The sequence below is a fragment of the Polycyclovorans algicola TG408 genome, assembly GCF_000711245.1.
Classification (GTDB): Bacteria; Pseudomonadota; Gammaproteobacteria; order Nevskiales; family Nevskiaceae; genus Polycyclovorans; species Polycyclovorans algicola.
The window spans coordinates 646,201-658,134 of sequence record NZ_JOMH01000001.1 but is presented as its reverse complement, the minus strand read 5'-3'; the positions used below and the strand labels follow the sequence as shown (position 1 = coordinate 658,134).

General features: G+C 64.4%; 12 protein-coding genes. 6 read left to right on the top strand and 6 right to left on the bottom strand.

The genetic code is table 11. The annotated features are described in order from the left end of the window. Positions 1-2 precede the first annotated feature (2 nt). Both U741_RS0103185 and prpF read left to right on the top strand, forming a co-directional pair. On the top strand, positions 3-761 hold the full coding sequence (locus tag U741_RS0103185; RefSeq protein WP_029889048.1) for a DUF3800 domain-containing protein: 759 nt from the start codon (positions 3-5) through the stop codon (positions 759-761). A 140-nt stretch (positions 762-901) separates the two neighbouring features. Continuing rightward, positions 902-2,089: a 2-methylaconitate cis-trans isomerase PrpF gene (gene prpF, locus U741_RS0103180; RefSeq protein WP_029889047.1), complete on the top strand. Its 1,188-nt coding sequence runs from the start codon at positions 902-904 to the stop codon at positions 2,087-2,089. 135 nt (positions 2,090-2,224) lie between these two features. Here prpF and U741_RS0103175 read toward each other — a convergent pair whose 3' ends face one another. Together U741_RS0103175 and yghU are read right to left on the bottom strand one after the other, a co-directional pair. Next, the gene (locus U741_RS0103175; protein WP_152551473.1) at positions 2,225-2,560 is read right to left on the bottom strand and encodes a c-type cytochrome; all 336 of its coding nucleotides are present in this window, start codon (positions 2,558-2,560) and stop codon (positions 2,225-2,227) included. After that, positions 2,557-3,447 carry a glutathione-dependent disulfide-bond oxidoreductase gene (gene yghU / locus U741_RS0103170; RefSeq protein WP_029889045.1) on the bottom strand — a complete coding sequence of 297 codons (891 nt, stop codon included), beginning with the start codon at positions 3,445-3,447 and terminating at the stop codon, positions 2,557-2,559. Before yghU ends, U741_RS0103175 begins: the two co-directional genes overlap by 4 nt. An 89-nt stretch (positions 3,448-3,536) precedes the next feature. On the opposite strand from yghU, the gene U741_RS0103165 reads away from it, so the two are divergent. The 4 genes from U741_RS0103165 (at position 3,537) to U741_RS0103150 (ending at position 6,373) form a co-directional block, all read left to right on the top strand. Continuing rightward, positions 3,537-4,391 (top strand): SDR family oxidoreductase, encoded by an 855-nt coding sequence (locus U741_RS0103165; RefSeq protein ID WP_029889044.1) that lies wholly within the window; start codon positions 3,537-3,539, stop codon positions 4,389-4,391. Positions 4,392-4,423: 32 nt separating this feature from the next. Continuing rightward, a complete protein-coding gene (gene mscL, locus U741_RS0103160; protein ID WP_029889043.1) occupies positions 4,424-4,828 on the top strand; it encodes a large-conductance mechanosensitive channel protein MscL in 405 nt (134 codons plus the stop codon). Between the two features lies 1 nt (position 4,829). Further along, positions 4,830-5,843, top strand: a complete 1,014-nt coding sequence (locus U741_RS0103155) for a class 1 fructose-bisphosphatase (RefSeq protein ID WP_029889042.1) — start codon at positions 4,830-4,832, stop codon at positions 5,841-5,843. A gap of 149 nt (positions 5,844-5,992) precedes the next feature. Beyond that, positions 5,993-6,373, top strand: a complete 381-nt coding sequence (locus tag U741_RS0103150) for a hypothetical protein (RefSeq protein WP_029889041.1) — start codon at positions 5,993-5,995, stop codon at positions 6,371-6,373. 28 nt (positions 6,374-6,401) lie between these two features. Here U741_RS0103150 and U741_RS0103145 read toward each other — a convergent pair whose 3' ends face one another. The 4 genes from U741_RS0103145 to U741_RS0103130 all read right to left on the bottom strand — a co-directional run bounded on the left by U741_RS0103145 (position 6,402) and on the right by U741_RS0103130 (position 11,583). Then, complete coding sequence (locus U741_RS0103145) at positions 6,402-8,507, bottom strand: TonB-dependent receptor (RefSeq protein ID WP_052378440.1); 2,106 nt, start codon at positions 8,505-8,507, stop codon at positions 6,402-6,404. Positions 8,508-8,595: 88 nt separating this feature from the next. Beyond that, positions 8,596-9,642 (bottom strand): cytochrome d ubiquinol oxidase subunit II, encoded by a 1,047-nt coding sequence (locus U741_RS0103140; protein ID WP_029889039.1) that lies wholly within the window; start codon positions 9,640-9,642, stop codon positions 8,596-8,598. Beyond that, entirely contained in the window at positions 9,639-10,988 is a 1,350-nt protein-coding gene (locus U741_RS0103135; RefSeq protein WP_084155015.1) for a cytochrome ubiquinol oxidase subunit I, read from the bottom strand. The genes U741_RS0103140 and U741_RS0103135 overlap by 4 nt, the downstream gene beginning before the upstream one ends. Further along, the gene (locus U741_RS0103130; protein WP_052378439.1) at positions 10,984-11,583 is read right to left on the bottom strand and encodes a GbsR/MarR family transcriptional regulator; all 600 of its coding nucleotides are present in this window, start codon (positions 11,581-11,583) and stop codon (positions 10,984-10,986) included. Before U741_RS0103130 ends, U741_RS0103135 begins: the two co-directional genes overlap by 5 nt. Positions 11,584-11,934 lie beyond the last annotated feature (351 nt).

Genomic DNA, 11,934 nt, shown 5'->3' with positions numbered 1-11,934 from the left:
GGGTGTCGTTCAGTGATTACATTGTTTACGTCGATGAGTCGGGTGATCACAGCCTGACCCACATCGACGAGAACTACCCCGTGTTTGTGCTGGCCTTCTGCATCTTTCACAAGCGCTACTACAGCGACACGGTCGTGTCGGCGCTGCAGAAGTTCAAGTTCAAGCACTTCGGCCACGACATTGTGGTGCTGCACGAGCACGACATTCGCAAGGAGCGGGGCGACTTCAACCTGTTTCGCAGTGGCGCGGAGCGAGAAGCTTTTTTGAGCGAGCTCACAGACCTGATTGATCAGAGCAACTTCATCCTCATCGCCTGCGTCATCGACAAGCACAAACTGCGCGCCCGAGGTGGAGACGATGCCGATAACCCCTATCACTACGCACTGCGCTACGGTCTCGAGCGGCTCTATGGCTTCCTCGACGAAAAGGGCCAGTCCGAGCGGGTGACGCACGTCGTCGTGGAGTGTCGTGGCAAGAAGGAAGATCGCGATCTCGAGCTGGAGTTTCGCCGCATCTGCGACGGGGCGAATCTTCTCGGCCGCGAGCTGCCCTTCAGGGTGAAGTTTGCCGACAAGCGCATCAACTCCGCCGGTCTGCAGCTCTCTGACCTGGTGGCGCGGCCCATCGGCCTGCAAGTGCTTCGCCCAGAACAGCCCAACCGGGCATTCGATGTGCTGCGGCGAAAGTTTTATTGCGGCGGGGGCAGACAACAGGTGGGCGAGAACTACGAGGGGCTGGGCCTCAAGCGCCTGCCCGATTGAGGCCGCTGCCATGAAACGACATTCCAGGCCCCAGAAAGCGAAAGGCCCCGGTGAACTCACCGAGGCGCAAACGCCGACCGGGCACCCCCGATCCACTTATCGAACATGGTAGTAGCGCTCACATCAAAGGACAAGGTTTCATGACACAAATGCCCCAAATTAAGATCCCCGCCACCTACATGCGCGGCGGCACGTCCAAGGGCGTGTTCTTCAAGCTCACCGACCTGCCCGAACGCTGTCAGGTGCCGGGCGAGGCGCGCGACCGATTGCTGATGCGCGTGATCGGCAGCCCCGACCCGTATGCCGCGCACATCGACGGCATGGGCGGCGCCACCTCGTCCACCAGCAAGTGCGTGATGCTGTCCAAGAGCACGCAGCCGGGTCACGACGTGGATTACCTGTACGGGCAGGTTTCCATCGACAAGGCTTTCGTCGACTGGTCCGGCAACTGTGGAAACCTGTCCACCGCCGCCGGCGCGTTCGCGATCCACGCCGGGTTGATGGACCCGTCGCGCGTGCCGCAGGACGGCACCTGCGTGGTGCGCATCTGGCAGGCCAACATCAGGAAAACCATCATCGCCCACGTGCCGGTCGCCAACGGCCAGGTGCAAGAGACTGGCGACTTTGAACTCGACGGCGTGACCTTTCCGGCCGCCGAGATCGTGCTGGAGTTCATGGACCCGTCGGACGACGGCGATGACGGCGGCGCGATGTTCCCCACCGGCAATCTCGTCGACGATCTCGAGGTGCCGGGCCTGGGCACCATCAAGGCGACGATGATCAGCGCCGGCATCCCGACCGTGTTCGTCAATGCCGCCGAGATTGGCTTCACCGGCACCGAGTTGCGCGAGGCCATCAACAGCCGTCCGGAACTGCTGGCCAAATTCGAGACGATCCGCGTGGCCGGTGCGCTGCGCATGGGCCTGATCAAGACGCCGGAAGACGCCGCCAAGCGTCAGCACACGCCGAAGATCGCCTTCGTCGCGCCGCCGCAGGACTACGTGGCGTCCAGCGGCAAGCAGATCGCCGCAAGTGACATCGATCTCAACGTGCGCGCGCTGTCGATGGGCAAGTTACACCACGCGATGATGGGCACCTGCGCGGTGGCGATCGGCACGGCAGCGGCGATTCCCGGCACGCTGGTGAATCTGGCGGCCGGCGGCGGTGCGCGCACGGCGGTGCGCTTCGGCCACCCCTCCGGCACTTTGCGCGTTGGCGCCGAAGCCACGCAAAAAGGCGGTCAGTGGGTGGTGAAGAAGGCCATCATGAGCCGCAGCGCGCGGGTCTTGATGGAAGGTGTCGTGCGCGTCCCGGACGACGCGTTCTAGGGCCTTTTGACCCTTTCGATATCGCTGCGTTGCCGGGTTTTTCGCCAAGGTGATCGTCCCCGCACCACGCTTCTCCCGCCTTGCCCAGGGCCAGATCTGACTCGGCCGCAGCGAGCCCAAGCGCGTTAACAGGCCCTAGTCGGTGCCGGCCGTCTCAATCAGATAATTGACGGCCGCCCGGGCCTGGGCCTCGCTGACCCGCTGTGCCGGCATGCGGTCTTGTCCGCGCAGGGTGCGGGCGACCAGGGCGTCGATGCCATCGGTCTCCGCTCGTGCGGTCCAGAAATCACTGCCTGCGCGCGGCGCGCCTCGCAGGCGATTGATCCAGTTTGGCGTGTGGCAGCGCGCGCAGTGATCGGCGTACACCGCTGCGCCATTCACCGCCTCGGATTCGGCACTGGCCGGTGCAGCAGCGGCAACGACCATCGCGGCGACGGCCACCCCCAAGGCTTTTTGCCGCAACCGTGTCACGTCGGTTTTGCCGCCGTGTTGGGAGCGCTGAGCTTGTCCACGGTGCGCAGCTCGAAATCGCTGGCGTCATGGCGTTCCAGCAACTGGCCTGAGGGTTCGCCCCAGGCGCGGTTGACCATCAGCCCGCGCTTGACGGCGGGGCGCTCGGCAATCTGCTGCGTCCAACGCTGGACGTGGGTGTAGTCCTGCACCTGCAAGAACTCGGCAGCATCGTAAATCTTGCCCAGCGCCAGTGCGCCGTACCAGGCCCAGACCGCCATGTCCGCAATGGAATAGTCCTTGCCGGCGAGGTAATCGTGCTCGGCCAGATGACGATCAAGCACGTCGAGTTGGCGCTTGACCTCCATCGTGAAGCGGTCGATGGGGTATTCCATCTTGCTCGGCGCGTAGGCATAGAAATGCCCGAAACCGCCACCCAGATAAGGCGCCGCGCCCATCTGCCAGAACAGCCAGTTGAGTGCCTCGGTGCGGTGTGCCGCGTCCTTGGGCAAGAAGGCGCCGAACTTCTCGGCGAGGTACAGCAAGATGGCGCCAGACTCGAAAACCCGCGTCGGTGAGGGCTGCGTGGAATGGTCCACCATCACCGGAATCTTTGAATTCGGATTGGCCTGCACGTAGCCGCTGGAGAACTGCTCGCCCTCGTTGATCTTGATCAACCACGCGTCGTACTCGGCGCCGCGGTGGCCCAGCGCCAGCAGCTCTTCGAGCATCACCGTCACCTTCACGCCGTTGGGCGTGGCCAGCGAATACAGTTGCAGCGGATGCTTCCCCACCGGCAGCGCCTTGTCGTGTGTGGGGCCGGCGACCGGGCGGTTGATGTTGGCGAATTGCCCGCCGTTGCCTTGCGACCAAGTCCAGATTTTGGGGGGTTCGTATGCGTCGGTCATGTCGGTACTCAAATAAGGTTGGGTGATTACGATGGCGGCTAAGACCGGCAAATCAGCGCATTGTTGCCTTTGAGCGCGACAATACGACAATGAACAACTCCACATCCAAAGGCGCGTTTCTGATCGTCGGTTGCGGCGATGTTGGCCTGCGCATCGCGAGGCGGTTACGCCGCGATGGGGCGTCGGTGGCCGGCGTCGTGCGTCGCCCCGAGGTGGCCGAACGCCTGCGCGGCGAAGGCGTGAACGCGCATTGCGTCGACCTTGATGCCGAACCGCTGGCCACGTTGCCCCTTGCCGACACCGTGTTCTGGTGCGCGCCGCCGCCCGGCAAGGGGCAGGTCGACACGAGGGTGCGCCGCTACCTGCCGCAATTGCTGGGGCGCCGTGTCATCTATGGCTCGACCACCGGCGTTTATGGCGATTGTGGCGGCCGCTGGATCGATGAAGACGAGCCCGCCGAGCCGCTGCACGACCGCGGACGGCGGCGGCTCGACGCGGAAACGGCACTGCGCGAGGCGGGCATCGAGCCCATTGTGCTGCGCATCCCGGGCATCTACGGACCGGGGCGTTGGCCACTGGAACGGCTCAAGGCCGGCACCCCCGTGATTGACCTCGCCGAGGCGCCACCGTCCAACCGCATCCATGCGGACGACCTCGCGGCGGTGGCAATCGTCGCCGCCGAGCGCGGCGTGGGCGGACGGATCTATCACGTCGGCGACGGTCAGCCGACAACGATGACGGACTACTTTTTTCGCATTGCCGACCACTTCTGCATCGCTCGGCCACCCACCGTGTCGTATGCCGTAGCACGCGAACGGTTCACGCCCGCGCAGTGGTCGTTCATCGAGGGCGCCAAGCGGCTGGACGTGACGCGCATGCGCGACGAACTGGGCTTCACCCCCCGGTATTCCGATCTATCGCAAGCCTTGGCCGAAGCCCCGTAAACTCCGCCAATCTTTTCATTCAGGAGCACCCCATGCTGGCGGAATTCAAGAAGTTCGCGCTGCGCGGCAACGTTATTGATCTTGCGGTTGCGGTGGTCATCGGGGCCGCGTTCGGCAAGATCGTTTCCTCGCTGGTGGCCGATGTGGTGATGCCAGTGGTCGGGATGCTGATTGGCGGGGTTGATTTTGCCGACATGGCGATTGTGCTCAAGGCGGCAACGGCTGACGCGCCTGCGGTGACCCTGGGCTACGGCAAGCTGATTCAGACCATCGTCGACTTCATCGTCGTCGCCTTCGCCATCTTCCTGTTCATCAAGCTCTACGCCCGCCTCCAGGCGAAGGAAGCAGCCGCACCCGCACCGCCGCCGGCACCACCTGCGCCCAGCGCCGAAGAAGCACTGCTCACCGAAATTCGTGACCTGTTGAAAAAGTCCTGACATGAAGAACACCAACCCGATTTCGTTGACCCAGTTCCTGATAGAAGAACAGCGCGCGCACGGCACGCTCAACGCTGAATTGCGCCTGTTGCTGGAGGTGGTGGCGCGCGCCTGCAAGCGCATCTCCATCGCGGTCAGCAAAGGGGCGTTGGGGGGGGTGCTGGGCGATGCCGGCACCGGCAACATCCAGGGGGAGGCGCAGAAAAAGCTCGACGTGCTGTCCAACGAGATCCTGCTGCAGGCCAACGAATGGGGTGGCCATCTGGCCGGCATGGCCTCCGAAGAAATGGACCACCCCAGCTGCATTCCCGGCGAGTACCCGCAGGGCGGCTATCTGCTCTTGTTCGACCCGCTCGACGGCTCGTCGAATATCGACGTGAACATTTCGGTCGGCACCATTTTTTCGGTACTCCGCGCCGCTGACGACGCCGATCCGTCAACCGATGAGGCCTTTCTGCAGCCTGGCACCCAGCAGGTCGCCGCCGGGTACACGGTTTATGGCCCCTCAACCCTGTTGGTGTTGACGGTGGGGCGCGGCGTGCACGTGTTCACGCTGGATCGCGAGCAGGGCAGCTTCGTGCTGACCCAGCGGGATGTGAAAATTCCGGTGAAAACGCGGGAGTTCTCCATTAACGCCTCAAATGCCCGTCATTGGGAGGCGCCGGTCAAGCGCTACATCGACGAATGCCTGGCCGGGAAGGAAGGCCCACGCGGCGACGATTTCAACATGCGCTGGGTGGCCTCAATGGTTGCCGATGTGCACCGCATCATCACCCGCGGCGGCGTGTTCATGTACCCGCTTGACGCCAAGACGCAGAAGCAGGGCGGCAAGCTGCGACTGATGTACGAAGCCAATCCGATGAGCTTCATCGTTGAGCAGGCCGGAGGCGCCGCCAGCACCGGTCGCGCTCGCATTCTCGACCTGGTGCCTGAAAAGCTGCACCAGCGTGTGCCGGTGATCATGGGCTCACGTGAAGAAGTGGAGCGAGTGGTCGGTTACCACGCGCAGGCGTAGCCGTCGACGGCGCCGCAGCCGCCGCTCATGCGGCGCCAGCAACCGTTGGTCGCGCGGCGCATGCGTCTGGTGAATCTGCACCAGATGGCGGCGCATCGGCAGCGCATAGGCTGCAATGTGAAACGTGCCATTGCCGCCAGGAGCCGACCATGATCGTCACATCCGACACCCTTGAGACCGAGGTTTTGGGGGTGTTCTCCCAATACCGAATCCGCGCCGGTGGACGCCTTGACCTCGCCGACCTGAGAGCCGCTTGGCCCGCCACGCGGCTGCGCGCCACGGACCTCGACGCAGCCTTGCAGAGTCTGGTTTTCAGCGGCGCATTGCGATGGGTTGGAACCGACGAGGGCGACAGGCTGGAACTGACGCCCAGCGGGGACTGGCAACGGCAGCAGCGGCCGTTACTCAGTCGGGCCAGCGTGCTGGGCTGGTGGCGGCAGGTCCATAAGCGGCTGACGGCCGAACCGGCAGCAGCCATGTCGCGGCCGCCGATGCGGCGGCACGGCGATCAACCCCCCAACGTGGCCTGACGGACCCACGCAGGGGGTTGGCCTTGCGTCACATCGCAAAGTCGTAGCGGATGCTGGCGAACACCGCCCGGCCCGGCAGCGGCGCCCGATCTTTGAAGAACGAGGTGTGGCGGCGAATCTCTTCATCCAGCAGGTTGCGCCCCCGCAGCGCCAGTTCAATCGGACCGTTGGCGGTGCGCAGCGTGTAGCTGAGATCGGCCGACAGCAACGTGTATCCGTCGGTGGCCGTTTCGCCGCGCGCCGTCTTGTTCTGGTCGCCCACCTGGGTCAGGGTCAGCGCATAGCCGACCTGCTGTAGGTTGCCGTCGATGCCCACGCCATAACGGGTTGGGGTGATGCGCGGCAGGTTGCCGTCGCCATCGCGCAGCCGGCCGCGCACGGTGTCGACGAACACACGGCTGCGCAGACTGATCGGGCCTTCGAGGAGCTGGAAGCTGGTCTCGGCCTCCCCGCCCAGCAGGTCGACGCCGCCCTGCACATAGCGCACCGACAGGTTGTCGCCCGGTGCCGCGCCGGTGTCGTCGACGAACAGCGGATCACCGTTGCCATCGACGTCGGTGGCCAGGTAGATGTAGTCCTGCGCACGGTTGTAGAACACGTTGACTTGCCACAGCCACGGGCCCAGGTGGCGATCAATGCCCAGGTCGAGCGTGTTGTTGGTTTCCTCCTTCAGCTCGGTGTCGCCGCGCTCGAAGGTGCCGGCCGCGCCGTGCGGGCCGTCAGCAAACAGCTCTTCGGCCACCGGCGCGCGCTGGGTGCGGGTGGCGTAGAGCTTGAGGTGGTGCGCCGCATCAAGGTCGGTGACGGTGCCGGCCGACAGGCTGATAGGGGTGAAGTCGCGCGAGATGCCGTCGCTGCGCTGATCAAGCTCGACCTGTGCCAGCCGCGCGCCGAACTCGATACGGCCCCAGGCCCGCTCGGCTTCTTCGACGAGAAAAATGGCGCCGCCGCGCGTGTCGGTGGGCGGCACGTAAAGGTCGCTACCGGCGTCGTCGCGCGCCGCGTAATCGCGGTCATTGAACTGCAGGCCGACCACACCGCTGAGCCCGGCGATGGGCGCGTGAATCAGCTCGACCCGCGCTTCGTATTCCTTATTGCTGAAATCGGCCTCGACCTCGCTGTCGTCGAACACGCCGCCGGCGAAGACAAAGCCGACCTCCTGCTGCGTGTAGTCGGTGTGGGCAAATTTGACCCGCAGCGCCTCGACGCCGACCAACGGCGCGTTGAGCTGGCCGCGGGCTTCAAAGCGGTCCTGCTCAATGAGGATGCGCTCGAATTCGTCGATCTCGCCGGTCACCGGGTCGCCTTCCATGCCGGGAATGCCGTACTCGGTTTCAAGGCGTGAGAACCCGACGCCAAACCAGCCGGCGTCACCGTGCGTGGTGGCGCTCAGGCCGAGGTTATCGGCGCTGAGGTTGCTGTTTTCCAGTGTGCCTTCGCGGTCAATGACGTCTGCGGCCGGGTCCAACTGGGCGAAGCCGGGAATGTCGAAGTCGCCGGTGCGACGTGCCGAATAGTCGGCCTGCAGGTTGAGGTGGCGGGTGCCCAGCTCGAGGTTGGCCGCGCCGGTACGCTCGTCGGCATTGTCGCCGTAGCTGAAGTAGCCGCTGCCCGACAGACCGGGGTCGGCGTCGGGGTTGATGCGGCGATTGCGGATGTTGACCACTCCACCCGAGGCGCCGCTGCCGTGGATCAGGGCGTAGGGCCCCTTGATGACCTCGACCTGATCGGCGATGAGCACGTCGACGCCATTGGCGTGATCAGCGCCAATGGTCGACACGTCCATGCTGCGAATACCGTTGTCGAGCACCAGCACCCGCGCGCCGGACTGGCCGCGAATCACCGGCCGTCCGACGCCAGGGCCGGAATCGCTGCTCGACACGCCGAGTTCGTCGGAGAGCATTTCGCCAATCGTGGCGCGCCGTTTGCGATTCAGCGCCTCACCCGACAGCACGATGGTGGGCTGTGCCAATTCGTCGGCTGTGCGGTCGCCCAGTGGGTCGGCGGTGACGATCAGGGTTGGCAGGGTCGGTTCTGGCGGCGCGGGTTCAGCCTGTGCCATGGCGGCGATGGGATGAAGAACAAAAGCTGCCGACAGCGCGACCGCGGCGCGGCCAATCAGGGAACGGTTCATCGGGTCACTCCGGGATTTGGATGTTACAAGGTAACAATGTTACATCATAACAAAACACCGGTGCGACACGTGGTGCTGATGGTGAATCTCAGCCGTCGTAACGCAGCGGCTGCGCCTTGCCGCCAAACACCCGATAGAGAAACACCGTGTAGGCGAGGATGGTGGGCACGACGATGATCGCGCCCCAGAACATGATCGCCAGCGATTCCGGCGCGCTGGCGGCCTCCCAGACGGTGATGCGGTCGAGCACCAAGTACGGAAACAGGCTGTAGGCCAGCCCCATGAACGCGAGTACGAACAGCGCCACCGCGCCGGCAAACGGCGCCCACGCCCAGCGCTCGATACCGCGCGTGTTGCCGCCGACGGTGTCCTGACCCAACCGGGTCAGAAAGACGAACAGCAGCGCCACGACCGCCGCACTCATCAGCGGGATCGGCAGCAGTGCAAAGAGGGTCTCCACCGAGAACCACTTGTCGAAGATCGATTCGCTCATGAACGGTGTTGCCACCGACACGGCTGCAATGCCGAAGGCGCTCAGGACCAGCGCACCGCGTGCCCAGCGCACGGCCGCAGCCTGCAATCGGCCCTCGGTCTTGAGCACCAGCCAGCCGGCGCCCAGCAGGCAGTAGCCGCCCATCACGCCCACGCCGATCCCGGCGGAGAACAGCCAGCCCATTGGCGCGCCGTCAAAGCCGCTGACCAGTTGGCCGAGCATCACCCCCTGTGAAAACGCCGCCAGCGCACTGCCGCAGAAGAAGGCCCGGTCCCAGCGATGCTTGTGACGAACCCGCGCTTTCACCCGAAAATCGAAGGCCACGCCGCGCAGAATCAATCCGGCCAGCATGAAGGTGACCGGTAAATACAGGTTGGTGAGGATGACGCCGTGCGCCAGCGGAAAGGCCACCAGCAGAATGCCCACGCCCAGCACCAGCCAGGTTTCGTTGGCGTCCCAGAACGGGCCGATGGCCGAAATCATGGTGTCGCGCTCGGCCTCTGACTTCGCGCCCGGCAGCAACATGCCTACGCCCAGGTCGTAACCGTCGAGCACCACGTAAAGCAGCATGGCGAGGCCCATCATCATCACGAAGGCCAGCGGCAGCCAGAAGGCCCCGCCAACGAGGTCGGTGGGAATCATTGCGCCTGCTCCTCGAGCGTGTGGATCATCGGGCTGGGCTTGGGCCCGTCGGCATCCTGCTTGTGTGCCATGTGGAACAACACCAGCACGTAGGCCACCGTCAGCGTGGCGTACAGCGCCAGATAGACCGCGAGCGAGGTCCAGATCAAGCCCTCGCCGACGTTGGGCGCAGCCGCCTCGGCGGTGCGCAGCACCCCTTGCACCAGCCAGGGCTGGCGTCCCATTTCAGTGGTGTACCAGCCCGCGACGATGGCCACCCACCCCGACAGGCTCATGCCCACCAGCCCGCGCAGCAGCAGGCGCGGCAGCTCACCGCGCCGCCACACGAGCGCCGCCGACAGCCAGCTTGCGGTCAGCATCAGCAGGCCCATGCCGACCATCACGCGAAAGCTCCAGAACACCGGCGCCACGCGTGGGTGCGCCCCTTCGAAATCGTTCAGCCCTTTCACCTCGCCGTGCAGATCGTGGGTGAGAATCAGCGATGCAAGGTTGGGCACGGCCAGTTCGAAATGATTGCGACGTTCGGTCTGGTTGGGAAGGGCGAACAGCAACAGCGGCGCGCCCTCGGTGGTCTCCCACAAGCCTTCCATCGCCGCGACTTTGGCCGGCTGATGCTTGAGCGTGTTGAGCCCATGCAGGTCGCCGACGACGATTTGTAGCGGAATCAGCAGCGCCGCCAGGGTGACGCCAACCTTCAGTCCCAGTCTCGCGTCGTCGGTTTGCGCACCGCTTAGCAGGCGGAAGGCCGACAGCCCCGCCACCAGAAAGGCAACCGTCAGGCCCGAGGCCAGCAGCATGTGCACCATGCGGTAGGGCATCGACGGATTGAAGACGATGGCCCACCAATCGACCGCATGGGCAACGCCTTCGCGCATCTCGAAGCCGGCGGGCGTGTGCATCCACGAGTTGAGCGCGATGATCCAGAACGCCGACAGCGAGGTGCCGATGCACACCAGCAGCGTGGCCAGCGTGTGAATGCGGTTCGACACCCGCCCCTGACCGTAAAGCATGATGCCGAGGAAGGTCGCTTCCATGAAGAATGCGGTCAGCACCTCGTAGGCCAGCAGCGGCCCGGCAATGTTGCCGACCTTTTCCATGAAGCCCGGCCAGTTGGTGCCGAACTGGAAGCTCATGACGATGCCGCTGACGACGCCCATCGCGAACGACAGCGCGAACACCTTCACCCAGAACCCATACAGCCGCTTCCAGCGCGCATCGCCGGTTTTGTTGTGGCGCAGCTTGAAGAACAGCAGCAGCCACCCCAGCGCGATGGTGATGCTCGGAAACAGGATGTGAAAGGTGATGTTGGCGGCGAACTGGATGCGCGCCAGCAGCAGGGCTTCAATGTCCATCGTCGGCCTCCAAGACCTTTTTGCCGCCCAGCGAGGGTTCGATGCGCGGTTTGGCCGGTGCCGTTGCGAAGCGGCCTGTGTGTTCCAGCAGCTTGACCACGCCGCTGCCCAGCGACAGCAGGCGCTCCAGCGTGCCGCGCTCCAGTCGCTGCACGTCGGCAAACCAGCCGGTGAGCCGCTCGATCAGATCATGCATGTCGCGCATGCGCCGCCACAGGTACACATCCTGCTCCTTGGCCGGTTCCAGCAGCGCTTCGCGCAGCATGCTCAGGGTCGGGGCAATTTCGCGCGCGATTCGCTGCTCGGCCAGGCGTTTGAAGATTTCCCAGGCATCGCCGTGGGCGCTGTAGAACTCCCGACGATCACCCGGCACGTGGCTGCGCTTGAGCAACTGCCAACTGTCGAGCTCCTTGAGCCCCATGCTGACGTTGGAGCGTGACACCTGTAAGGCGTCGGCGATCTCTTCTGCGCAGCAGGCCGTGGGGCTGGCGACCAGGTAGGCGTACATCTGGCCGACCGTGCGGTTGATGCCCCAGCGCGAGCCCATCTCGCCAAAGTGCATCACGAAGCGTTGAGTGAGTTCAGTCATGTCTGTTATTTCAGTAATTACTGAATGAACTGTATGTTGGGATCTCCTCCGTGGCAAGTGCCCGTAGGACTTTTGTCCGGATCGAGAGTCCGTCGGGGTGGTTTCATCACCCCCACCACCAACTTGATGACTCAGTGGCCGGGACTGCCCCCGGCGGGGCACTTACTTTTCTGTCGCCCAGAAAAGTAAGCAAAAGAGGGCGCCCAACGTTCCGGCTTTTGGGCGTTGCCCAAAAGTCTCCTGTGCTTCTCGCGACAGGCGGGCTTGCGCAACTCGCTACGCTCAGACAAGCGCAAGCCTTGATCGCCTGCCGCTGCGATGCTCGGCCGGAACGACGGGGGGAACGTCAAA